We start from the raw sequence: 24,462 nt of genomic DNA, 5'->3' as shown, positions 1-24,462 counted from the left end.
CATCCAAGAAAACGATGACTCTGTGGCGAGGGGATTTATCCCCGCTGGGCTGCGTAGTAGCCCTGAAACCTGACACTGTGGTGTTTCAGATCGACTGCATTCAGCTTTTTGGGGCTGCTGCGCAGCCCAGCGGGGATAAATCCCCTCGCCACAATGACTCAGATTTTTCCTGAGTGAGCGACACTACCTTAATGCCGGGGCTCGAAGTCTTCGCTGAACAGCTCGTCCTCGGCGTCGGGGCTGACCGGGATCTTGTGTTCTTCCGAGGCCCAGGCGCCGAGGTCGATCAGTTTGCAGCGGTCAGAGCAGAACGGTCGGAATTTGCTCTCCGGTGTCCATTCCACAGGGGCGCCACAGGTTGGGCAATCAACGGTTGGGGTCTGGCTCATGATTGGCCTCCACGCAAAGTAAGGTAAAAGTGATGCAGGCGCTCGACCTCGCTGTGCAGCCAGGCGAGGTCGCGATCATTGACCACCACGTCGTCGGCATGGCTCAGGCGATCCTGGCGGCTGGACTGGGCCTTGAGAATCGCCTGGACCTGCTGTTCGCTGGTCTGGTCGCGCTGCAATGTACGTTCGATCTGCAGCTGTTCCGGCGCATCGATCACCAGGATCCGCTGGGTCATGGCGTACTGCCCTGACTCGATCAGCAGCGGTGATACCAGGATCGCATAGGGCGATTGTGCCTGGGCCAGATGATGGGCGATTTCCTCGGCGATCAGCGGATGCAGCAGCGCCTCGAGCCAGCGGCGCTCATCGGCATTCTCGAAGATCAGCTTGCGCAACGTCGCCCGGTCCAGGGCGCCGTCGGCCTGCAATACGCCGGGACCGAAGTGTTCGGCGATTTTCGCCAGCGCCGGGCGTCCGGGCTCGACCACCCAGCGCGCCGCATGATCGGCGTCGATGACATGCACGCCCAGGTCGATGAAATGCTGCGCCGCCGCGCTCTTGCCGCTGCCGATGCCACCGGTCAGGCCGAGAATCCAGGGCTTTTTCACTGAGGTATTCATTAAAAACCGACAGACTGCCAATAGAAGTCGGTTATTTGACCACCCCAGAGCAAGGCAATCCAGCCGGCAATGGCCAGATAAGGTCCAAAGGGAATCTGCGTCGACTCGGGAGCATCGCGCAAGCGCAGTACAATCACCCCGACAACGGCGCCCACCAGCGACGACAGCAGCAGTGTCAGCGGCAGGATCTGCCAGCCACCCCAGGCGCCGAGCATCGCCAGCAGCTTGAAATCCCCGTAGCCCATGCCTTCCTTGCCGGTGATCAGCTTGAACACCCAGAACAGCGACCACAGCGCCAGATAGCCGGCCACCGCGCCCCACATCGCCTGGTTCAAGGGCACGAAGAGTCCGAAGCTGTTGATGATCAAGCCCAGCCACAACAGCGGCAGCACCAGGGAATCGGGCAGCAATTGATGCTCGGCGTCGATCAGACTCATGCCCAGCAGGCCCCAGGTCAAGACCATCACCATCACGGCGTGCCAGCCAAAGCCGAAATGCCAGGCGACGAACGCCGATAACGCGGCGCAAGCCAATTCGGTCAGGGGGTAACGCTTGCCGATGGGCGCGGCGCAGCTCGAACAGCGGCCGCGCAGCATCAGGTAGCTGAGCAGCGGAATGTTTTCCCAGGCGCGGATGCGATGGCCGCAGTGCGGGCACTGGGAGTGGGGCAGCATCAGATTGTAGACCGGGCCCGGGGTTTCGGCCGGCAGGCCCAGCAGGTCGTGAGCCTGCAGGCGCCATTCGCGGTTGAGCATTTTCGGCAAGCGCCACACCAGCACGTTGAGGAAGCTGCCTATGATCAGGCCGAGCAGTGCTGCAACGAGCACGAAAGCCAGGGGATACAGCACGAAGAATTCGCTCAGGGGCATGTCAGATCGCAGAGCCGAGTTGAAAGATGGGCAGGTACATGGCAACCACTAGGCCACCGACGACCACCCCCAGGACCACCATGATGAAGGGTTCCATCAGGCTGGTGAGGTTGTCCACCAGATTGTCCACCTCGGCCTCATAAAAGCTCGCCACCTTGTCGAGCATGTCGTCCAGCGCACCGGATTCCTCGCCGATGGCGGTCATCTGGACCGCCAGGTTCGGAAAGATCCCTGAGGCACGCATGGAAAAATTCAACTGCATGCCGGTCGAGACCTCCTGCTTGATGCGCTGCACGGCATGTTTGAACACCACGTTGCCGGTGGCGCCAGACACCGAGTCCAGGGCCTCCACCAGCGGCACGCCGGCGGCGAAGGTGGTGGAAAGCGTGCGGGCGTAGCGGGCCACGGCGGATTTGTACAGCAAGGTGCCTATCAGCGGCAGCTTGAGCAGCCATTTGTCGCGCCAGTCGCGAAAGCGCTCCGAACGCCTGAGCGCGTACTTCACGCCAAAAAACGCCCCCACCACCCCGCCAAGCATTATCCACCACCATTGCTGCATGATTTCCGACAGGCCGATGACCATCACCGTGAAGGCTGGCAATTGCGCACCGAACCCGGAGAATACCGACTCGAACTGCGGCACGACCTTGACCAGGAGGATCCCCGTGACCACTGCGGCAACGAGGACCACGGCCGCCGGGTAGGTCATGGCTTTCTTGATCTTGGCCTTGAGCGCTTCGCTCTTTTCCTTGTAGGTCGCGACCCGGTCCAGCAGGGTGTCCAGGGCACCGGCCTGTTCGCCGGCATCCACCAGGTTGCAGTACAGCTCGTCGAAATATTGCGGGCACTTGCGCAGCGCCGCGGCGAAGCTGTTGCCGGCGGCGACTTCCTGCTTCACCTCGTCCACCAGCTTGCGCATGTTGGGGTTGTCGAAGCCTTCGCCAATGATGTCGAACGCCTGCAGCAGTGGCACGCCAGCCTTGAGCATCGTGGCCATCTGGCGGGTGAAGAGGGCGATATCCAGTGGCTTGATGCGCTTGCCCTTGCTGAATATCGAGGTGGATTTCTTGCGCACCTTCTGCGGGTTGATGCCTTGTTTGCGCAGCTGTGCCTTGACCAGCGCCGGGCTCTGGCCCGTCAGCTCGCCACTCATTTTTGTGCCTTTGCGGTCCTTGCCTTCCCAAGTGTAAACATCGGTTTTGACTGCCTTGACCGCCATGTTCAATCCTTGGTGACCCGGTTGATTTCTTCGAGGCTGGTGACGCCCTGCATCACTTTGAGCAGCCCCGACGTGCGCAGGTCATTGAAACCGTCCTTGCGCATTTGCAGATCGATTTCCAGCGAGTTGCCCTCGGCCATGATCAACCGTTGCAGCTCGGGCGTGTTCTTGACCACTTCGTAAACTCCCACGCGCCCTTTGTAACCGTTGTTGCACTGTTCGCAACCGACCGGCTCATAGATCGTGAATGTGCCGATGCGTTCCCGAGGGAAACCTTCCTTGAGCAAGGTTTCCTCGGGAATATCGATGGCTTTCTTGCAGTGACTGCACAGCTTGCGCGCCAGCCGCTGGGCAATGATCAGGTGCACGGCGGTGGCGATGTTGAACCCCGGAATGCCCATGTTCTGCAGGCGGATCAGGGTTTCGGCGGCGCTGTTGGTGTGCAGGGTGGAGAGCACCAGGTGCCCGGTCTGGGCGGCCTTGATGGCGATCTCGGCGGTTTCCAGGTCGCGGATCTCGCCGACCATGATCACGTCCGGGTCCTGGCGCAGGAACGAGCGCAGGGCCTGGGCGAAATCCAGCCCCTGGCGCGGATTCACGTTGACCTGGTTGATGCCTTCCATGTTGATTTCCACCGGGTCTTCGGCGGTGGAAATGTTGATGTCCACGGTGTTGAGGATATTCAGCCCGGTGTAGAGCGACACGGTCTTGCCCGAGCCGGTCGGACCGGTCACCAGGATCAGCCCTTGCGGTTGCTTGAGGGCGGCCATGTACAGGTCTTTCTGGTCCGGTTCGTAGCCCAGGGCATCGATGCCCATTTGCGCGCTGGAGGGGTCAAGGATCCGGATTACCACTTTTTCGCCCCAGAGCGTGGGCAGGGTGTTGACCCGGAAATCGATGGACTTGGTTTTCGACAGACGCATTTTCAGCCGTCCGTCCTGGGGTTTGCGCCGTTCGGAGATATCGAGGCTGGCCATGACTTTCAGGCGGGCGGCGATACGGTTGGCCAATTGGATCGGTGGCTTGGCTACTTCCCGCAGTATGCCGTCGGTGCGCACCCGCACCCGGTAGATTTTTTCGTAGGGTTCGAAGTGCAGGTCGGAAGAGCCGCCCTTGATCGCGTCCAGCAGCATCTTGTTGACGAAGCGCACCACCGGCGCGTCGTCGGTGTCTTGACCGCTGATGGCGTCCTGCTTGGAATCGTCGATCGACTCGATGTCCAGGCCATCGAGATCGACATCGCCCATGCCTTCCAGGCCTGTACTGCTGGATTCGAAAAACTTTTCGATGGCGTCACTGAGCTTGTCGTCCTCCACCAGGATGGCTTCGGTGGTCAGGCCGGTACTGAACTGGATGTCATTGATGGCCTGGTGATTGGTCGGGTCGGAAATGCCCACGAACAACTTGTTGCCGCGTCGCCACAGTGGCAGGGCATGATGTTGGCGCACCAGTTTTTCACTGACCAGCCCCGTGGGTTGGGTGTCTTTCTCCAGGCTGCTGAGGTCCAGCAGGGCGACGCCAAAATGCTCCGAGGCGATTTCCGCCACCTGACGGCTCTGGACCAGTTTGTTTTGCACCAGGTAACTGACCAAGGGCATGCGACTGCGCTGGGCCTGTTGGTACGCCTGATGAGCATTTTGCTCGGTGATCAGTTCGGCCAGCACCAGTTGCTTGGCCAGACCGCTGAGGGGAATGTCATTCATGGGAATACCGAGGGCGGACAGTTCATGACTTATAGCCTAGTCAAGCATCGACGCCAAACCAGCGGGGCAGGGTGACAAAAAACGTCAGATAGTGCGGTTGTTGAGGTAGGACGTCGCCGTTGTGCCGGTTCAACCCCCCTTATTGATGAGGCTTGAGGGTTGGCATGTGCCCTGCAATGGCTATTTCAGGTCATGAGATTTCGACTCATGCATGGGAGATGTCTATGAATAAGCAGAGTGGCTTCACTTTGATCGAGCTGCTGATCGTCGTGGCGATCATCGGCATCCTGGCGACGTTTGCGTTGCCGCAATATTCGAAGTATCAGGCGCGGGCGAAGGCGACGGCGGGGTTGGCGGAGATCTCTGCGTTGAAAGTGCCGTTTGAGGACGTGATGAACCAAGGTACCAACCCATCGCTGGAGAATATTGGCGGAACGACACCCACCAGCAACTGTAACTTGACCGCTTCAGGTACTGCGTCGGCAGGGACGGGCACCATTGCATGTACCCTGTTGAATGCGCCCTCTCCTGTACTGGGTAAAGCGATCACCCTTACGCGTTCAGCTCAAGGGGTTTGGACCTGCGGATCAACCGCCGCTCAGGAATTCCTGCCGGCCGGCTGTACCGGTGGCGCTGCGGCTCCTACCGGAGGTTAATGAATTCGAACTTGATCTGGGCTGCGCAGCGGCCCTTTTTTATGGCTGTTGGAAGCTTTGGCGGGAACGAGCTCGGGCTTTACTGAAAAACCCTTCGCAATTCATAAGCTTAGAATTCGGCCAAAACCCGCAAGTTGCATGTCCAGAATCACCGCTTCATGCATTTTGCATGATCACGAAAATCACCGTTTCGCTTAACTTGCTGATTTATAAGAAATTTATAATTTTTTCAAAGCTGGCACAGCCTTCGCACTACTCCTGTTAACCCTGCCGGAATGCATCACCCCGGCAGTTTCTGAGAAAAACAGGAGTTACTCGTATGAAGAAGTTCGCTATCACTGCCGCCGCTGCTACCGCTCTGACCCTGACCATGGCTAGCGCATTCGCCGAGACCACTCAAGCAACTCAGGCGCCAATGATGCTGGCTGCAGGCGAAGTGACAGAGGCCAAAGAGGACGTTTCCGATACCTGGATCACCACCAAGGTCAAAGCTGACCTGGTCACCGAAAAAGGCATTCCAGGCACTGATATCAAAGTCGAAACCAACAAAGGTGTTGTGTCCCTGTCTTCGATGACCAAAGTCACTGAGGCACAAAAAGACACCGCTGTGGCGATCGCCAAGAAAATCAAAGGCGTCAAGGCCGTATCGGCTGACGGCCTGAAAGCCGAATAAGGCTAAGACTTCTCGCCTGGGCTGGGAGAAGGCGCGGCAAGCGGGCCAGGATATACGTTTGCCGTCGCTTTGGAGTTCATGCGAAAGGCCACAACGGACGTGGCCATTACAGGCCCCCGGCATTCGTGGCGGGGGCCTGTTCTATTATGGGGTGGACCAATTTGGGGGGGCAGCGGTTGTCGATGAGTCTGTAGGATCGAGTTGCCGCCATCGCGAGCAAGCTCGCACATTGTTCTGGGTGATCTCAAAATCAGTGCTCAGCGCCATCCTCCTGTGTGCGAGCTTGCTCGCGATGGCGGTAGTACATTCAACGCCTCTGTACGGGCAAGCTCAGCGCCCCCGCTTGCTGGTGATCTGCACCAGCCGATTGCCTTCGAAACGCAGGTACTGGTACATGCCGCTGGTGGGGCCGTAGGTCCATTCTTCCACCGGGTATTCTTCCCGGCGGTTGACACTGCGCTTGTAGCCCAGGTCATCCCGCGCCGCTGGCTCCCCGCACTTTTGCAGCACTTCGCTCGAGCGGTCGCCGACGCTGATCAGCTGGCTGCCGCAGCGCAGCGTGTCGGCAGCCGCGGCCTGGCCGGTGGCCAGCGATAGACCCAGGCAGAGCCCGAACCAGGGCTTCATCTATTCGGCATCCAGATGCAGCGGGGTAATCACCCGGCCATCGCTCTCAGCCTGGCCGAGGTTGGCGTCGATGAAATACACGCGGTCATCGGCCAACTGGCCTTTGTCCACCAGGAAGTCCTTGATGCTACTGGCCCGTTCCTGCCCCAGTTGGCGCAAGAGCACGTCACTGCCGCTCCAGAACTTGATCACGCCTTCACGCAGTTTCTCGATACGCGCCTTTTTATCCAATTGTGTCCATTCGGCGGGCGGTTGGGTCTTGAGGCGGGTGCGGTAGATGCCTTCGAGCAGCGGCGCCTTTTCGTCCTCGGGCACCTGTATCTGCGAGGCCTGGGCCGGAACTTTGTCGCCCCGACGCTGCAGCATCTTGTAGTAGTTGTATTGGTATTCGCGCTCCAGGCGTTGGGCGGCGAGCAGTGGGCCGTCGCTGCTTTCGGCGGCGGTGCCTTCGATCTCCAGGCGTAGCTCCGGACGTTTGCCAAGGGCCTCGGACAGTTTGAGCAGCACGCCTTCATTGTCTTTGCTCAGGTCGCTGGAGCCCGGCGCAAACGCCACGCTACCCAGGTCTTCCGAGCCGCCGCCGGCCACCAACCCACCGATCAGCTTGAACGGCGCCTGGGCCGCTCGTACCACCAGGTTGCGCAGGGTCTGCCAGATGATCGGCATGACGCTGAATTGCGGGTCGTTGAGATCGCCGGACACCGGTAGTTCGATGGAAATCTTGCCGTCGGAATCCTTGAGCAAGGCGACGGCCAATTTGAGTGGCAGGCTCACGGCGTCCGGGCTGTCGACTTTCTCCCCCAGTTGCAACTGCTCGACCACCACTTTGTTCTCCGCCTGGAGCTTGCCCTGGGTGATTCGGTAATGCAGGTCGAGATTGAGCCGACCCTTGCGGATGCGATAGCCGGCGAACTTGCCGGAGTAGGGCGTCAGGGTGGTCAGCTCGACCCGTTTGAAACTGGTGGCGATGTTGAGGCTGGCCATCGGGTCGAAGGGGTTGACCGCCCCTTTGATGGTGACCGGTGCATAGCGATCGACCTTGCCCTTGATGTCGACACTGGCCGGTTTGGCCTGGCGACTGTCGATCGTGCCGATTGCACCGTTGAGCTGTTGGATAGCCGTGGCGAAATTGGGTGTCAGGCTGAAGTCGGCGAAGTTGGCCGAACCGTCATTGATGGCGATACCACCGATGTGGATGCCCAGCGGTTTTTCCTGGGGAGCTGGTTTTGCCACGGTGTTCTTCGTGCCGCTGTCGGCCGGTTGCGGGATCAGCAGGTCATCGACGTTGGTGGTGCGGTCGTCGTTGATCATGAAGCGCGCGTACGGTTGGAACAGGTTGACCTTGTCGATGGAAAGGCCGTCACCGTGCTGATAATTCAGGCCTTCGAGGACCAGGCTTTGCCACTTGAGGAAGTCGCGGGTCTTGAGCGTGTCGAGGGTGTGCAACTGATCGACCTGGGCGCGGCCGGTGACGGCAAATGCCAGTGGTTCGGTACTTTTGAGGTCGACCGCCAAGTCACTGCCGAGCATCCCGGAGCGCAGCTCCAGGCGAATGAACGGGTTGATGTACGACTGGGCGACGCGCAGGTCGACGTCCTGGGTCTTGACCTTGAGCTTGGCGGTGATCGGGTTCAGATTGACCTGGCCGTCGGCCAGGATCTTGCCCTGCTTGCCTACCCCGGTGTCCAGCTTGAGGGTAAAGGGTGAGCCGTTGAGGGTGTCGTAGTTCTGCAGGTCGAGGTTCAGCGGGCCGACGTCCAGTGCCACCGCGGGCTGGGCCTGGCGGTCGGCCAAGTGCACCTTATAGTCGCGCAGTTGCACATCCTTCAACATCACCTGCCAGGGTTTGCTGGGCGGTGCCGGTTCAGCTTTTGGCGAGTCTGCCGCTGCCGGGGCGGATGCCGGCTCAGCCTTGACCTGCGGTTTGGCCGGCTGGCTGGCGAAGAGTTTCTGCCAGTCCAACTGCCCGTCCGCCTCGCGAGCGGCCCAGGTTTCCAGCTTCTGGCTACGGATCTTGCCCATGATAACTTGCTGCTTGGCCAGGTCCACCGAGGTTTCGCTCACGTCCAGGCGTTCGAGCTTCACCAGTGGACGGCCATCGGGTGCCTTGATGGCGAAGGGCGCGACACTGACCGCGGCGTTGTTGAGCAGCAGTTCGGTACCCTTGGCCAGGTTGAGCTTGTAGTCGGTGCTGAGGTTCAGGACGCCGTTTTCCAGAACCAGCGGCACGGCGTCGCGCACATAGGGCCACCAGGCTTTCATTTGGCCGCCAGTGACTTTGAGAGTGCCTTGGGAGGCAATCGGCGTGAGGCTGAAATTACCGGTCCAGTCGATCTGTCCGCCTTCGGGGCCAGCAGCCACCAGGGTCATGTCGGCATTGTCGTCGGGCAGGGTGCTGAGGTTTTTCAGCTCGAAATCGAGGGTGTCGTAGAGAAACTCAATGGGTTCGCTGGGGCGCAGGTCCTGAAAATGCACATAACCGCCGGCCAACTTGATTCGGTCGACCCGCAGGGGGAACGGCTTGGCCTCGGGGGCGGCGGGCGTCGGCTCGCTGGCCGGCAGCTTGAACAGGCCCAGCAGGTTCAATTGACCGTCCTTGGCGAACATCACTTCGGTCTTGGGCTTGTCCAGCTCGATGTCGACCAGGTGCAGGGCGCCCGACCACAGGCTGTCGAGCTGCAGGTTGGCATACAGCCGTTCGAAGCCGACCTGTTCCTTGCCAGGTTCGCCGATATTCAGGCCCCAGAGGGTGACTTCAAGGCTGAAGGGATTGAGTTCAATGCGCTGGATCTGGGCCGGCACCGTCGCAAGGGCGGCCAGTTGCTGGTTGGCGATGCGCAAGGCGATGCCCGGCAAAATCAGAAAGCCCAATAGGCTGTAGAGGGCCAGTGCGGTCAACAGAGCGCCGATGGCGCGAATCAATCCTTTGGGCATGTGCGGCTTCATCTTGGTGTGAATTCGGAATGCCTTGGAGTATGGCATGCGTTTACGGTTCCGAAGCCACTGTGATTTATGAGATTTGTCCGTTTTTTGCGTGAGAATTCTGAGCCTGGCTTAGAGCTGGAGGACCAGGGTCTTGAGTGGCGGTTGCTGGTCCAGGGAGGGGAAATCGCTGCCGGGCGTCAGCACGCTCCACTCGCGCACCGGGCGCCCGGCTTTTTCCGCACAACGCAGTACCTGTTCGCGCCAGTCGTCCATGGACACTTTTGCCAGGTTGTTGCAGCAGATCAGCACGCCATTGTCGGCGGTGGTGAGCAGGGCCGGTTTCAGCAGGCTTTGGTAGTCGCGCAACAGGTCGACGGTGCCGAACGCACTTTTGGCCCAGGCCGGTGGATCGAGCAGCACCAGGTCGTACTGGCGTTGTTCCAGGCGCACATAGTTGGGCAGTTTCTGCCCGCGCCGCTGGCTGATGGGCAGGCCGGCCAGTTGGCGGATCGCCGGAAAGTAATCCGACTGCACGAACGCCATCGGCGGCAAATCGGGGTTGAGCAGGCCGTTTTCGCGGCCCACGGCCAGGTTGCCTTCGGCGAAGTCCAGGTTGCACACCTCCCGCGCACCGCCGGCCGCAGCGCTCAGGCCGACGCCGCAGGTGTAGGCGAACAGGTTCAGCACGCTTTTGTTGCGGCTGTGTGCCTTGACCCAGCCTCGGGCGTTGCGCAGGTCGAGAAACAGCAGTGGATCCTGCCCGGCGTGGCGACCGCGAACGCGATAATTCAAGCCCCATTCATGCCCGACCAGGTCTTGCAGGGCGGCTTCGTCCGCCTGATAGACGGTGTCCTGGCGGTCGACGCGCGAATTGCCGCGGGCGCGGTCGTTGTAGACCAACAGGGTTTCCAGGCCCAGCCGTTCGTTGACGAGGCCGTGCAGTTGCAGCAGGTCGTCCCGTTCCAGCGACTGATGGAAGCTCTGCACCAGCAGTTGCGGGCCGTAGCGGTCGACGGTCAGGCCGGGCGCGCCTTCCTGGCTGCCATGGAACAGGCGATAGCAGTCGGTGCCTTGCGCGTGCAGTTGGCCGAGCAGCTCCTGACGCTGGTCGAGGGCGGCGCGCAGCGCCTGATTCAAGGAAGACATGCCGGGCGCGCCTTAGAGAAATGAGGCGCGGGAGTTTAGCAGTTATACAAACCCGGCACCGACCTGTGGCGAGGGGATTTATCCCCGCTGGGCTGCGCAGCAGCCCACTCGGAGTGTCAGCCACACCTCGCTTGTTGTAGGGGGGGCTGCTGCGCAGCCCAACGGGGATAAATCCCCTCGCCACAGATAAAGGCTCTTGCCACAGATAAAGGCTCTTGCCACAGATAAAGGCTCTTGCCGCAGATAAAGGCTCTTGCCACAGAGGAACGGTGCCCCTGAGGAACCGAGTCGTTTGGCTCAGCGATTGAGGCGTTTGTCGATCAGCCCCTCCACCACACTTGGATCGGCCAGGGTCGAGGTATCACCGAGGCTGTCGAGTTCGTTGCAGGCGATCTTGCGCAGGATGCGCCGCATGATCTTGCCCGAACGGGTCTTGGGCAACGCCGGCGCCCACTGGATCAGCTCCGGTTTGGCGAAGCTGCCGATTTCCTTGCTGACGTGGGCCAGCAGTTCCTTCTTCAGCTCGTCATTGGCCTCCACACCGTTCATCGGCGTGACAAAGGCATAGATGCCCTGGCCCTTGAGGTCATGGGGATAGCCGACGACGGCCGCTTCGGCAATGTTGTCGTGCAGCACCAGGGCGCTTTCCACCTCGGCGGTGCCGATGCGATGCCCGGAAACGTTGATCACATCGTCGATGCGCCCGGTGATCCAGTAATCGCCATCTTCGTCGCGGCGCGCGCCGTCGCCGGTGAAGTAGTAGCCGGGGTAGGGTTTGAAGTAGGTGTCGACCATGCGTTGATGATCGCCGTAGACGCTGCGAATTTGCCCGGGCCAACTGGATTTGATCGCCAGTACGCCGCTGCCGGCGCCGCTGATTTCCTTGCCCACTTCATCCAGCAAGACCGGTTGCACGCCGAACATCGGCCGGGTGGCGCAGCCTGGCTTGAGCCGTGGGGCGCTCACCAACGGGCTGAGCATGATGCCGCCCGTCTCGGTCTGCCACCAGGTATCGACAATCGGGCAGCGCTGTTCGCCTACCGTGTTGAAATACCATTCCCATGCTTCCGGGTTGATCGGCTCACCAACGCTGCCGAGTAATCGCAGGCTTTTGCGGGACGTTTCCTGCAACGGGCCGGCACCTTCGCGCATCAGCGCGCGCAGGGCGGTCGGTGCGGTGTAGAAGATGTTGACCTGATGCTTGTCGATCACCTGCCAGAAGCGCGAACTGCTCGGGTAGCTCGGCACGCCCTCGAAGATCAGCGTGGTGGCGCCATTGGCCAGCGGGCCGTAGACGATGTAGCTATGGCCGGTGACCCAGCCGACATCGGCGGTGCACCAGAACACTTCGTTGTCGCGGTAATCGAGCACGTACTTGAACGTCATCGCCGCTTGCAGCAGATAGCCTCCCGTGGTGTGCAGCACGCCCTTGGGTTTGCCAGTGCTACCGGAAGTGTAGAGGATGAATAACGGGTCTTCGGCGTCCATCGGTTCGGGTGGGCAGTCGTCGCTCATCTCGTGCATGGCCTGGTGGTACCACAGGTCACGGCCTTCAACCCAGTTCACCTCGCCCTGGGTGCGCTCGACCACCAGCACGGTGCTGACGTTCGGGCAACTTTCCAGGGCCTTGTCGACGTTGCGCTTGAGCGGTATGAAGCGCCCGCCACGCACGCCTTCGTCAGCGGTGATCACGGTGCGGCAATCGGCGTCGAGAATCCGGTCGCGCAGCGAGTCCGGCGAGAAACCGCCGAACACCACTGAATGCACCGCGCCGATGCGGGTACAGGCGAGCATGGCGTAGGCGGCCTCGGGGATCATCGGCATGTAGATGCAGACCCGGTCGCCTTTCTTCACGCCACGGCTTTTCAGCACGTTAGCCAGGCGGCACACATGGTTGTGTAGTTTTTTGTAGGTGATTTCTGCCGATTCGGCGGGGTCGTCGCCTTCCCAGATGATTGCCGTCTGGTCGCCGCGCGTTTGCAGGTGACGGTCGATGCAATTGGCGCTGACGTTCAGCTTGCCACCGGCGAACCAGGTCGCGTCGCCGTTCTTGAGGTCATAGCGCTGGACGGTTTGCCAGGGCGTCATCCAGTCGAGAAAGCGTGTGGCCTGCTCGGCCCAGAAGGCGCTGGGGTGTTCGATGGATTCTTTATAGAGCCGCTTGTACTCGTCCTGACTCAGTTGCGCAGCCCGGCGGACGGCATCGGCTTGGGGGTACTGGCTGATATCGAACATGACGGTTCCTTATTCTTGTTTTGCGACAAGTCATAAAGATGCGCCCAGTAGCCGGAGGGTTCAAGTCATGCACAAACAACTGTGGGAGCGAGCTTGCTCGCGAAGGCGGTGTGTCAGTCAACATAAGTGTCAACTGATTCATCGTCATCGTCATCGTCATCGTCATCGCGAGCAAGCTCGCTCCCACAAAAGTAAGTGCTTGGGGTTCGACCTACGATCAGCCGCGATGACGCCCGCGGAAGTAGTTGATCAAGCCCTGGGTCGAGGCATCTTCGGCCGGGTTTTCTTCACTGCCCACCAGGCGGTTGTAGACGCCCTTGCCCAGTTCCTTGCCCAGTTCCACGCCCCATTGGTCGAAGGCGTTGATGCCCCAGACCACGCTCTGCACGAACACCTTGTGTTCATACAGCGCGACCAGTGCGCCGAGGCGACGTGGGCTGATGCGTTCGACCACCAGGGTGTTGCTCGGACGGTTGCCCGGGATCACCTTGTGGGAGGCCAGTTTCTGCACCTCTTCTTCGCTGGCGCCCTTGTCCCGCAGCTCGGCTTCGGCTTCGGCGCGGGTCTTGCCGAGCATCAGTGCCTGGCTCTGGGACAGGCAGTTGGCATACAGCCATTGGTGATGATCGGAAACCGGGTTGAAGCTGACGATCGGCACGATGAAGTCGGCCGGGATCAACTGGGTGCCCTGGTGCAGCAACTGGTGGTAAGCGTGCTGACCGTTGCAGCCGACGCCGCCCCAGATGACCGGGCCCGTGTCGGTCGACACCGGTGTACCGTCCTGGCGCACGCTCTTGCCGTTGGATTCCATGTCCAATTGCTGCAAATGCTTGGTGATGTTACGCAGGTAGTGGTCGTACGGCAGGATCGCATGGCTCTGCGCACCCCAGAAGTTGCCGTACCACACACCCAGCAGTGCCAGCAGCACCGGCATGTTCTGCTCGAACGGGGCGCTCTGGAAATGCTGGTCCATGGAATAGGCCCCGGAGAGCAATTCCTTGAAGTTCGACATGCCGATGGCCAGGGCGATCGGCAGGCCGATGGCCGACCACAGCGAGTAACGCCCGCCGACCCAGTCCCACATCGGGAAGATGTTCTCTTCACGGATGCCGAAGGCCACGGCGGCGGCATTGTTGCTCGACACGGCGATGAAGTGGCGGTACAGCTCCGCTTCGGAGCCACCCTGGGCCAGGTACCAGGCGCGGGCGGCCTGGGCGTTCTTCAGGGTTTCGAGGGTGTTGAAGGATTTCGACGAGACGATGAACAGCGTGGTCTCGGCGCGCAGCTTCATGGTCAGTTCATGGAACTCGCTGCCGTCGATGTTCGCCAGGTAGTGGCAGCGAACGCCTTTTTGCGCGTAGGACAACAGCGCTTCGGACACCAGCTCGGGGCCGAGGAAAGAACCACCGATGCCGATGTTCACCACGTCGGTGATCGGCTTCTCGGTGTAGCCGCGCCACAGGCCGTCGTGAATGCGGCCCACCAGGTCGGTGATCTGGTTCAGCACTTTGTGCACGTCCGGCATCACGTTGACGCCGTTGACCAGCAACTTGTCGCCCACCGGCCGACGCAGGGCAGTGTGCAGGGCAGGGCGGTTTTCCGAGGCGTTGACGATTTCGCCTTCGAACAGCGACTTGATCGCGCCCTTGAGGTCGACTTCGTTGGCCAGGCCCACCAGCAGATCGCGGGTCTGGGCGTTGATCAGGTTTTTCGAGTAGTCGAGAAACAGGCCGCAGCTCGACAGGGTGAATTGAGTGAAACGCTGCGGATCGGCATTGAACGCTTCGCGCATGCTGAAATCCTGCATGGCTTTGCGGTGGTCATTCAGCGCTTGCCAGGCTGGCAGAGCGGTCACGTCATGAGGGGTTCGGTAATACGCCATCGCTGCGGGTTTCCTTTTTACTTGAACGACCTTTTGTACACTAAAAATTCCGGCGCGGCTCGAGGTGGGCGTCCGGACACTGCATCGACACGATCGCCGGACGCAGGGCGAATACAGTAAACCTCGCGTTGCGATCTGTCTTGACTTTGTCAGACCGATTCCCGGTACTTTTTTATACAACTGGGCGGGAAAGGTCCGACAAACGGAAACGCAGATTGCTTACCGTGGGAGCGAGCTTGCTCGCGATAGCGGTGTGTCCGTCGACATCTCTATCAACTGACCTATCGCTATCGTGAGCAAGCTCGCTCCCACAGGGTTTGGTGATGCTTAGGCGGGCGTGTCGAGATCCAGGTGCAGGTTGTCGATCAACCGCGTGGTGCCCAGGAACGCCGCTATCAGGATCACCAGGTCGCGATCCTCGCTCAATGCCGGGCGCAAGGTCTTGGCGTGACGGATCTCCAGGTAATCGGGACGCAGGCCGGCCGCTTCGAGCTGCTTGAGCTGCTCGTCGATCAGCGCCGGGAAATCTCGTCGGCCCTGTTTGATGGCCTCGGCGATCTGCCTCAGGACGCGATAGACCACGGGCGCGATGGCACGTTGGTCCGGGCTGAGGAAGCCGTTGCGCGAGGACAGCGCCAGGCCGTCCTCGGCGCGCACGGTCGGTTCGCCGATGATCTGGATCGGCATGTTCAGGTCATGGACCAGTGCGCGAATCACCGCCAGTTGCTGGAAGTCTTTCTGGCCAAACACCGCCAGGTCAGGCTGGACCATGTTGAACAGTTTGCTGACCACCGTCGCCACACCCTCGAAATGCCCCGGGCGACTGGCGCCGCACAGGCCTTCGGACAATTGCGGGACGCTGACCCGGGTCTGCCCGGCCATGCCGTCGGGGTACATCTCTTCGACGCTGGGCGCGAACAACAGATGGCAGCCGGCCTGGAGCAGTTTCTCCTGGTCGGCCGCCAGGGTGCGAGGGTATTTGTCCAGGTCTTCGCCAGCACCGAATTGCAGTGGGTTGACGAAAATGCTCGCCACCACGAAGTCGGCCCGTTGCGCGGCCTTGGTGACCAGCGCCACGTGACCACTGTGCAGGTTGCCCATGGTCGGCACGAAAGCGATGCGTTTGCCTTCGCCGCGGGCACGGGCTACGGCGGCCCGCAGTTCGCGTACGGTTTTGACGGTATTCATGCAGAAAACCCGTGTTCGGCGCCCGGGAAGGTCACGGCCTTGACCTCAGCGACATAGGCACTCAGGGCGCCCTGGATGGACGTTTGCCCTGCCATGAAGTTTTTCACGAACTTGGGCGCGCGACCGGTGATCGACAGCCCGAGCATGTCGTGCAGCACCAGTACCTGGCCATCGGTGGCGTGGCCGGCGCCGATCCCGATCACCGGGATCTTCACCGCCTGGGTGATTTCTTCCGCCAGCTCGCTGGGCACGCATTCGAGCAGCAACATCGCCGCGCCAGCCTGCTCCAGTGCAATCGCATCGGCGCGCATCTGCCGCGCCTGGTTCTCATTGCGGCCCTGGACTTTATAGCCACCGAGGATGTTCACCGCTTGTGGGGTCAGGCCCAGGTGCGCGCACACCGGGATGCCCCGCTCGGCCAGCAGCCGAATCGAATCGGCCAGCCACAACGCGCCTTCGACCTTGACCATATGGGCACCGGCCTGCATCAGCATGGCGCTGTTGGTCATGGTTTGTTCAAGGGTGGCGTAGGCCATGAATGGCAGGTCGGCGAGAATCAGTGCATCGGTGTTACCGCGTTTGACGGCGGCCACATGGTAGGCCATCTCGACGGTGGTCACTGGCAGCGTGCTGTCGTGACCTTGCAGCACCATGCCGAGGGAATCGCCCACCAGCAACACTTCGACACCGGCCTCATTGCAGGCGTGGGCGAAGGTTGCGTCATAGCAGGTCAGCATGGCGATTTTCTCACCTTTTTGCTTGAGACCTTGCAGCGTGGTCAGGGTAATAGCTGGCATGAAAAAGTCCTCATTAGGCGCTCTTGAGCTACTGCGAGTAACGCGCATGAATCGTCATCTATACAGGCGCACCCTCTATGTGTGGTGCTTGTAAGGCCTGGATTGCGCCCTTTAAACGCCGCGTTGGCGGCATCGGGACGCCTATAGTCGTGAGGAGCTCTCGGGAAGTCAATTGGATGTGTTACCGCCGGGTGTTACCGGGGTTACTGATGCGTTTCAGCGTAGAGGCGTGTCTCGGATCTGACTGCCGGGTCCCTGATGCTGCGGGAGCGAGCTTGCTCGCGATGGCGGTGTGTCAGTCACCCTGGATGCTGGATGTGCCGCAAACTCGCTCCCACAGGGGGGCTTTGTCAGATAGGCGGCAGGCGTTCCAGGCCAACGAATGGGCACGCCGCGAGCAGATCCTTGAGCAAGCGCCCATCGGCCAGGCGCAGGTCGGCGGGTGCCAACTCGGCCAGTGGGTACAGCACGAAGGCTCGGGCCTGCATGTGGTAGTGAGGGACCTTGAGGCGAGACTCGTCGATCAGGTGATCGCCGAACAGCAGGATGTCCAGGTCCAGGGTGCGTGGGCCCCAGCGTTCCAGGCGTTCGCGACCTTGTCCGGTTTCGATGGCTTGCAGCGCATCGAGCAGGTCCAGCGGTGCCAGGCGGCTGTCCAGCACCGCCACCGCGTTGGTGTAGCGCGGCTGGCCGGGCAGCAGGGAATCGCTTTGATAAAACGTCGAGACCCCCACCAGTTGGGTATCGGGCAATTGCGCCAGCGCCTGGATGGCACTGCGCAATTGTTCGGCGGGTTCGGCCAGGTTGCTGCCCATGCCGATGTAGATGCGTTCCATCGATTACTCGCCCGATGCGCTCGGTACACCGGCACGCTTGCGCTTGGCACCGCTGCTGCGGCGGCGCTTGCGCGGGCCGCTGGCGCCGTCATCCTTGCCGCTGAGCTCGCGAATCATGTCGCGGCGTTCGCTGTCGTTGGCGTCCTGGTAATCGGTCCACCATTCACCCAGGCCATCGGTCTGCTCGCCCGCGCTTTCACGCAGCAGCAGGAAGTCGTAGCCGGCGCGGAAACGCGGGTTGTCCAGCAGCAGGTCGGCACGCTTGCCGCTGCGCCGTGGCAGGCGTTCCTGCATGTCCCAGATCTCGCGGATCGGCATCGTGAAGCGTTTTGGAATGGCGATGCGCTGGCACTGTTCGGCAATCAGCTCGTGGGCGGCTTCCTGCATCGCCGGGATCGGCGGCATGCCACGCTCTTGCAGGCGCAGCACCCGAGCCGGCAGGGCAGGCCAGAGCAAGGCGGCGAACAGGAACGCCGGCGTCACCGGCTTGTTCTGCTTGATGCGCAGGTCGGTGTTGATCAGTGCTTCGCTGATCAAGGTGTGGGTGTAGGTCGGGTTGTGCTCCAGGGCCTCGGCACTGGCGGGGAACAGCGGATCGAACAACTGCAGGTCCACCAGCATCTCGAAGGTGTCTGCGGCGTTGCCCGACAGGAACAGCTTGAGCACTTCCTCGAACAGGCGCGCCGAAGGGATTTCCCGCAGCATCGGCGCCAGTTCACGAATCGGCAAGGCGCTGTGTTTTTCGATGCCGAAATCCAGCTTGGCGGCGAAACGCACGGCCCGCAGCATGCGCACCGGGTCTTCCTGATAGCGCTGCTTGGGGTCGCCGATCAGGCGGATCAGGCGATTGCGAATGTCGTGTACGCCGTTGGCGTAATCGAGGATGCGTTCGCTGACGGGATCGTAATACAGGGCGTTGATGGTGAAGTCGCGGCGTTGCGCGTCTTCTTCCAGAGTGCCGTAGACGTTATCGCGCAGGATGCGCCCGCTTTCGTTACGGGAAGACTGGTTGCTGTCTTCTTCTTCATCGTTTTGCGGGTGATTGGCGCGGAAGGTCGCCACTTCGATGATTTCGCGACCGAAGTGGATGTGGACCAGTTTGAAGCGCCGGCCAATGATCCGCGCGTTGCGAAATTCGGCCCGTATCTGTTCCGGCGTGGCGCTGGTGGCGACGTCGAAATCCTTTGGGGTGATGTTGAGCAGCATGTCGCGCACGCAGCCACCGACCAGGTAAGCCTGGTAACCGGCGTTCTGCAAACGTTCGACGATGTTCACCGCATAACGGCTGAACTGGGCCTTCTGCAGTGAATGCTGGCCGCTGTTGAGCACTTCAGGCGTGCTGCGAATGTGTTGCGTACGACGCAAGGGAGAACGGAATGACTGGAACAGCTTCTTCAGCATGGGATGCACTGTTTGAAGGAATATTCGGCCAAAAACGAAGAATGGCCGCATGATGGGCCGAGATTCTAGCATTTAGTCGAGGGATGGTGTAGGACGCAGCAGTTTTGAGCTGCAAGCTTCAAGCGACAAGCTTTGTAGGCTGCGGGGAGGCGGAACGACAGAAACCACAAGGGGAGCCGAAGCTCCCCCAGAATTAGTTACGTGCTCTGTTTTTATTATTGGTTTTGGGCTTCTTGTTTTTGTTGAGTGCCCGCGTCACGAGGTTTTCCCTTCGTGACCCTCCCAATCGGGAGCCAAGAGCAAACGGATTGCTTTGGTCGCTGTGTTGCAGTGATCAATCGATCCAACCAGTTCAGGCACCTGTCTTGAGACAGTTTTTATTGTTCTCGGCCTGGTTGTGGGGCAAGCCCCAAATACAACGCCTCTCCAAAAGAATCAGTTAGCTGCGCCTCTCGCCGTCTTGTTTTTATTGTGCGTGAGTCGATTCGTCTTATTTTTATTGTCTTTTGCATTGCTTGTTATTGTTCTTGTACCAAAGCTATAGCAGGGTGCGTGCCAACTTTTGCGAGGCCCAGCGAAACCGGGGGTTCTAGGGTTATAACCATTTTTCCGGGGCGAAAAAAAGCCGGGGTTTCGTTACCGTAAACCCCGGCTTCTGTTACGTGAAAAAGCTGAGGTAACAGTTTTTTCACATTCGGCGGTGTTACCGCCCACACCTCAGCTTTCGCTGGTCGCTCCGGTCTTGCGCCGTGGAATCCCCAGGCGCTGGCGCCTTTCCCACAGGCACTTGCGGCTTACGCCCAGTTTGCGTGCCAGTTCGGTCTCGGTCATGTGGTCCTGGTGCTCCAGGACGAAGTGCTGGAAGTAGTCCTCCAGGGACAGGTCTTCGGTGGGCTCGTGGCTGGTGTTGTTGGCAGCGCCGCCCTGTTGCGGGGCCAGGCCGATGAATTCTTCGTCGTCCAGGTCGCTCAGTTCGATGTCGATGCCCAGCAGGTCGGCAGAGATTTCCGGGCTCTCGCACAGGATCACCGCCCGCTCGACCGCGTTTTCCAGCTCACGAACGTTACCCGGCCAGGCGTAATGACGGATGGCCTGTTCGGCGTCCGGGGCGAACTTGAGATCGGTGCGGTTGACCCGCGCGCTCTGGCGAGCCAGGAATGCCTGGGCGATTTCATTGACGTCCGCGCCACGTTCGCGCAGGGCGGGCAGCTTCAAGGCGATCACGTGCAAGCGGTAATACAAGTCTTCGCGGAACTGGCCGATCTTCGCCAGGCTCTTGAGGTCACGGTGGGTGGCCGCGATCAGGCGGACATCGACCTTTTGCGACTGCACCGAGCCGACGCGGCGGATTTCGCCTTCCTGAAGCACCCGCAGCAACCGCGCCTGGGCTTCCAGTGGCAGTTCGCCGATTTCATCGAGGAACAGCGTGCCGCCGTCCGCCGCTTCCACCAAGCCTGCGCGCCCGGCGCTGGCGCCGGTGAACGCACCTTTTTCGTGGCCGAACAGTTCGGACTCGATCAGGCTTTCCGGGATCGCCGCGCAGTTCACCGAAATCATCGGTGCCTTGGCCCGGCGTGACAGGTTGTGCAGGGCTCGGGCTACCAGCTCCTTGCCGGTACCGGACTCGCCCTGGATCAGGACATTGGAGTCGGTCGGGGCCACTTTGCGGATCTTGCTGTACAGGTCCTGCATGGGCGGGCAGGAACCGATGATGCCAATTTCGCCATTATTGTTACTGGCGCCGGCTTTCGTCGAGGCACTGGCCTTGCCGGCGGGTTCCGCCGGGTTGCTGGTCGCCGCTTGTCGGTCGCGCAGGATGCGGGCCACGGCCTGGAGCATCTCATCGTGGTCGAACGGTTTGGCGATGTAGTCCACCGCACCCATTTTCATGGAGTCGACCGCCGAGCGCAGGCTGGCGTAACTGGTCATGATCAGCACGGGTGTGCCCTGGCCGAGCTTGATCAGCTCGGTACCCGGGGCGCCAGGCAGGCGCAGGTCGCTGACGATCAGGTCAAACGTTGGAATGCTGAAACGTTCTTGTGCTTCCTGCACTGAACCGGCTTCGCTGACCTGGTACTGGTTGCGTTCCAGCAGGCGGCGCAAGGCGGAGCGGATAATTGTTTCGTCTTCGACGATCAAAATGTGCGGCATTGATTCGATTCTCTCGACGGTCTCAGTTCACAGCGGACGTCGCTTCGACATGACGCGGCAAGGTCACCCGGATACGGGTGCCGCGTTGGCTTTGTACATCGGCCGGGCTGTCGATGGTGATTTGTCCATAATGCTCTTCAACGATGGAATAGACCAGTGCGAGGCCCAGACCGGTGCCTTCGCCAGGATCCTTGGTGGTGAAGAAAGGTTCGAACAATCGGTCCATGATGTTCTGTGGGATACCGCTGCCTTCGTCTTCGACGATCAGGTCGACCGTGTGTTCGAAGGCTTCACTCTTGACCCGCACCGCGCTGCCGGCCGGTGAGGCGTCCCGCGCGTTGGACAGCAGGTTGATCAACACCTGGGCGAGCCGCTGGGGGTCGCCATCGACCCAGTGGTCCGGATCGCACAGGTTGAAGAATTGCACTTCGAAATTGCGCCGGTTGAGCGCCAGCAGACCAATGGCATCCTGGGCCACTTCGGCCAGACAGACGGGCTCGTCATTGTGCTGGTGACCGCCGGCATGGGCGAAGCTCATCAGCGACTGGACGATGCGCGACACGCGCTTGGTCTGTTCGAGGATCTGGCCGCTGATTTCCGTCAGTTCGCCGTCGTCCTCGCGTTCTTCGCGCAGGTTCTGCGCCAGGCAAGCGATGCCGGTGATCGGGTTGCCGATTTCGTGGGCCACCCCGGCGGCCAACCGACCGATGCTTGCCAGTCGTTCGGAGTGGACCAGTTTGTCTTCGAGCATCTGGGTATCGGTCAGGTCTTCGACCAGCAGCACCAGGCCGCTGTTACCGGGTGCCAACGGCTCGTCGATCGCCGCCTTGTGCAGGTTCAGCCAACGGGTCTGGCCGTCGAGGGCCAGGTGCTGTTTGTGCAAGTGCTCGTCCGGCAGGTCGATGAAACCTTGCAATAAGCCTTTCCACGGCTCGCCCAGGGTGCTCAGGCGTGAACCGACCACGCGCTGGGCGGCGATCCCGGTGAGTTCTTCCATGGCTTTGTTCCACATCAGGATTTCCTGGTCCTTGGCCAGGGAACACACGCCCATTGGTAGTTCCTGCAGGGTCTGGCGATGGTAACGGCGCAAGGCGTCCAGTTCGGCGGCCAGGCCCGTGAGGCGCGAGTGGTAATCCTCGAGGCGGCTCTCGATGAAGTGGATGTCTTCGGTGACGTAGTTTTCGCCGCCGGCCTTGTAGGGCAGGAACGTCTCGACCATGTCCTGGGCCACGCTGGGGCCCATCAGGCCGGACAGGTTGGCTTCGATCCGGTCCCGCAGGCGACGCAGGGCATACGGGCGACGTTCATCGAAAGGCAGGTAGAGGTCTCGCAGGGCCTGTTCGACTTCCTTTTGCGCGGCCTTGGCGCCCAAGGGCTTGGCCAGTTGCGTGGCGAATTCCTGGGGCGAGGCGGCGTGCAGTTCGCGGCGCTGCGGGCGGCGGACATTGTCCACCGCGCAGGCTTCGGCGGCGCTGGCCTCTTCGCTGCTGGCGTTGGTGAACAGCGAGATCAGGGTGAACATCAGCACGTTCGCCGCCAGGGAGGCGATGGCCGCCATATGCCAACTGGTGTCGTCGAGCACGTAGATCATGTTCAGCAGCGGAATATAGAAGCCCTGCAGGTTGCCCATCAGCGGCAACAGCATCGCGACCAGCCACACCAGGATCCCTGCCAGCAGGCCGGCGATGAAGCCGCGGCGGTTGGCGGTCGGCCAATACAGCACCGACAGTACCCCGGGCAGGAACTGCAAGGTGGCCACGAAGGCGACGATGCCCAGGTTGGCCAGGTCCTGCCCCTCGCCCAGCATCAGGTAGAAGCCGTAGCCGGCCATGATGATGGCGACGATCAGCGCCCGCCGTGTCCACTTCAGCCAGCGGTAGATATTGCCTTCGGCCGGTGGCTGGTAGAGCGGCAGCACCAGGTGGTTGAGGGCCATGCCCGACAATGCCAGCGTGGTGACGATGATCAAGCCGCTGGCCGCCGACAGGCCGCCGACATACGCCAGCAACGCCAGGGCCTTGCTGTTGGCGGCGATGCCGATGCCCAGGGTGAAATATTCCGGATTGGTACTGGCGCCCAGCTTCAAGCCGGCCCAGAGGATCAGCGGTACCGCCAGGCTCATCAGCAGCAGGAACAGCGGCAGGCCCCAACTGGCGCTGACCAGCGAGCGCGGGTTGAGGTTTTCGGTAAACGTCATGTGGTACATGTGCGGCATCACGATGGCCGATGCGAAGAACACCAGCAATAGCGTGCGCCATGGGCCTTCCTGCAACGGTGTGTGCAGGGCGGCGAGGGCCGTCTGGTTCTGCAGCAGCCAAATTTCCAGCTGTTGCGGGCCATCGAACACGCCATACAGGGCATAGAGACCGACACCACCGATGGCAATCAGCTTGATCACCGATTCGAAAGCGATGGCGAACACCAGGCCTTCGTGTTTCTCCCGCGTGGCGATGTGTCGGGAACCGAAGAAAATCGTGAACAGGATGATCAGTACGCAGAAACTCAGCGCCACCCGGTGCTGCACCGGTTCGCGGGTCAGGATGCTGATGGAGTCGGCCACGGCCTGGATCTGCAGGGCCAGCAGCGGCAACACCCCGACCAGCATGAAGATCGTGGTCAGCGCGCCGGCCCAGGTGCTGCGAAAACGAAAGGCGAACAGGTCGGCCAGCGACGACAGTTGGTAGGTGCGGGTGATTTTCAGGATCGGGTAGAGCAACACCGGCGCCAGCAGGAACGCCCCTGACACCCCCAGGTAACTGGAGAGGAAACCATAGCCGTACTGATAGGCCAGCCCGACCGTGCCATAGAACGCCCATGCGCTGGCATAGACACCCAGCGACAGGGTGTAGGTCAGCGGGTGGCGGATGATCGCCCGCGGGATCATGCCTCGTTCGCTGATCCAGGCTACGCCGAACAGCACTGCCAGGTAGGCGGCGCTGATCAGGACCATCTGGGTCAGGCTAAAGCTCATCGGCATCTTTTTGGCTCTGCAGGATGAAGGTCACGACAATCAGGATCAGCCAGAGCAGATACGGCCGATACCAGGCACCCGTGGCATCGATCCACCAATCCATGATGGCCGGGGAGAACAGATAAATCCCCACTACCAGGAGCAGGACCAAGCGATAGATATACATCCCGGCCT

Annotated in this window: 19 protein-coding genes; 2 read left to right on the top strand and 17 right to left on the bottom strand. The window is 60.9% G+C overall.

Annotated features, from left to right (window positions below; translation table 11 throughout):
* Positions 1–188: 188 nt before the first annotated feature.
* The 5 genes from yacG to pilB are packed head-to-tail and all read right to left on the bottom strand — an operon-like array spanning position 189 to position 4,800.
* Entirely contained in the window at positions 189–389 is a 201-nt protein-coding gene (gene yacG, locus BT116_RS18040) for a DNA gyrase inhibitor YacG (protein ID WP_072346097.1), read from the bottom strand.
* Positions 386–1,009 carry a dephospho-CoA kinase gene (gene coaE / locus BT116_RS18035; protein WP_072346095.1) on the bottom strand — a complete coding sequence of 208 codons (624 nt, stop codon included), beginning with the start codon at positions 1,007–1,009 and terminating at the stop codon, positions 386–388. The genes yacG and coaE overlap by 4 nt, the downstream gene beginning before the upstream one ends.
* Positions 1,009–1,878, bottom strand: coding sequence for a prepilin peptidase (locus BT116_RS18030; RefSeq protein ID WP_072346093.1), 870 nt, complete (start codon positions 1,876–1,878; stop codon positions 1,009–1,011). Before BT116_RS18030 ends, coaE begins: the two co-directional genes overlap by 1 nt.
* A 1-nt stretch (position 1,879) precedes the next feature.
* The gene (locus BT116_RS18025; protein ID WP_072346090.1) at positions 1,880–3,097 is read right to left on the bottom strand and encodes a type II secretion system F family protein; all 1,218 of its coding nucleotides are present in this window, start codon (positions 3,095–3,097) and stop codon (positions 1,880–1,882) included.
* A gap of 2 nt (positions 3,098–3,099) precedes the next feature.
* Entirely contained in the window at positions 3,100–4,800 is a 1,701-nt protein-coding gene (pilB, locus tag BT116_RS18020) for a type IV-A pilus assembly ATPase PilB (protein ID WP_072346088.1), read from the bottom strand.
* A gap of 224 nt (positions 4,801–5,024) precedes the next feature.
* On the opposite strand from pilB, the gene BT116_RS18015 reads away from it, so the two are divergent.
* The gene (locus BT116_RS18015) at positions 5,025–5,456 is read left to right on the top strand and encodes a pilin (protein ID WP_072346086.1); all 432 of its coding nucleotides are present in this window, start codon (positions 5,025–5,027) and stop codon (positions 5,454–5,456) included.
* A 319-nt stretch (positions 5,457–5,775) separates the two neighbouring features.
* Positions 5,776–6,129, top strand: coding sequence for a BON domain-containing protein (locus BT116_RS18010; RefSeq protein WP_063324333.1), 354 nt, complete (start codon positions 5,776–5,778; stop codon positions 6,127–6,129).
* A 330-nt stretch (positions 6,130–6,459) separates the two neighbouring features.
* Here BT116_RS18010 and BT116_RS18005 read toward each other — a convergent pair whose 3' ends face one another.
* The 12 genes from BT116_RS18005 to BT116_RS30660 all read right to left on the bottom strand — a co-directional run bounded on the left by BT116_RS18005 (position 6,460) and on the right by BT116_RS30660 (position 24,454).
* Positions 6,460–6,756, bottom strand: a complete 297-nt coding sequence (locus tag BT116_RS18005; RefSeq protein WP_072346084.1) for a DUF2845 domain-containing protein — start codon at positions 6,754–6,756, stop codon at positions 6,460–6,462.
* Complete coding sequence (locus BT116_RS18000) at positions 6,757–9,690, bottom strand: DUF748 domain-containing protein (RefSeq protein ID WP_170845985.1); 2,934 nt, start codon at positions 9,688–9,690, stop codon at positions 6,757–6,759.
* A 120-nt stretch (positions 9,691–9,810) separates the two neighbouring features.
* Positions 9,811–10,827 (bottom strand): class I SAM-dependent rRNA methyltransferase, encoded by a 1,017-nt coding sequence (locus BT116_RS17995; protein ID WP_072346082.1) that lies wholly within the window; start codon positions 10,825–10,827, stop codon positions 9,811–9,813.
* 297 nt (positions 10,828–11,124) lie between these two features.
* The gene (gene acs / locus BT116_RS17990; protein ID WP_072346078.1) at positions 11,125–13,062 is read right to left on the bottom strand and encodes an acetate--CoA ligase; all 1,938 of its coding nucleotides are present in this window, start codon (positions 13,060–13,062) and stop codon (positions 11,125–11,127) included.
* Positions 13,063–13,279: 217 nt separating this feature from the next.
* Positions 13,280–14,944, bottom strand: a complete 1,665-nt coding sequence (gene pgi, locus BT116_RS17985) for a glucose-6-phosphate isomerase (protein WP_060740585.1) — start codon at positions 14,942–14,944, stop codon at positions 13,280–13,282.
* A 327-nt stretch (positions 14,945–15,271) separates the two neighbouring features.
* Entirely contained in the window at positions 15,272–16,132 is an 861-nt protein-coding gene (gene panC, locus BT116_RS17980; RefSeq protein ID WP_072346076.1) for a pantoate--beta-alanine ligase, read from the bottom strand.
* Positions 16,129–16,929, bottom strand: a complete 801-nt coding sequence (panB, locus tag BT116_RS17975) for a 3-methyl-2-oxobutanoate hydroxymethyltransferase (RefSeq protein WP_072346074.1) — start codon at positions 16,927–16,929, stop codon at positions 16,129–16,131. Before panB ends, panC begins: the two co-directional genes overlap by 4 nt.
* Positions 16,930–17,279: 350 nt before the next feature.
* Complete coding sequence (gene folK, locus BT116_RS17970) at positions 17,280–17,765, bottom strand: 2-amino-4-hydroxy-6-hydroxymethyldihydropteridine diphosphokinase (RefSeq protein WP_072346072.1); 486 nt, start codon at positions 17,763–17,765, stop codon at positions 17,280–17,282.
* 3 nt (positions 17,766–17,768) lie between these two features.
* Positions 17,769–19,166 (bottom strand): polynucleotide adenylyltransferase PcnB, encoded by a 1,398-nt coding sequence (locus tag BT116_RS17965; protein ID WP_057450877.1) that lies wholly within the window; start codon positions 19,164–19,166, stop codon positions 17,769–17,771.
* Between the two features lie 717 nt (positions 19,167–19,883).
* On the bottom strand, positions 19,884–21,317 hold the full coding sequence (locus BT116_RS17960; RefSeq protein WP_063324342.1) for a sigma-54-dependent transcriptional regulator: 1,434 nt from the start codon (positions 21,315–21,317) through the stop codon (positions 19,884–19,886).
* A gap of 22 nt (positions 21,318–21,339) precedes the next feature.
* Entirely contained in the window at positions 21,340–24,294 is a 2,955-nt protein-coding gene (locus BT116_RS17955) for a sensor histidine kinase (protein ID WP_161951744.1), read from the bottom strand.
* Positions 24,278–24,454 (bottom strand): hypothetical protein, encoded by a 177-nt coding sequence (locus tag BT116_RS30660; protein ID WP_003176118.1) that lies wholly within the window; start codon positions 24,452–24,454, stop codon positions 24,278–24,280. The genes BT116_RS17955 and BT116_RS30660 overlap by 17 nt, the downstream gene beginning before the upstream one ends.
* Between the last annotated feature and the right edge of the window lie 8 nt (positions 24,455–24,462).

Source organism: Pseudomonas sp. NFACC16-2 (genome assembly GCF_900119205.1).
Lineage (GTDB): Bacteria > Pseudomonadota > Gammaproteobacteria > Pseudomonadales > Pseudomonadaceae > Aquipseudomonas > Aquipseudomonas fluorescens_Q.
Note: the sequence above shows the minus strand (reverse complement) of the source record. Positions and strands in the feature narration are given on the sequence as shown.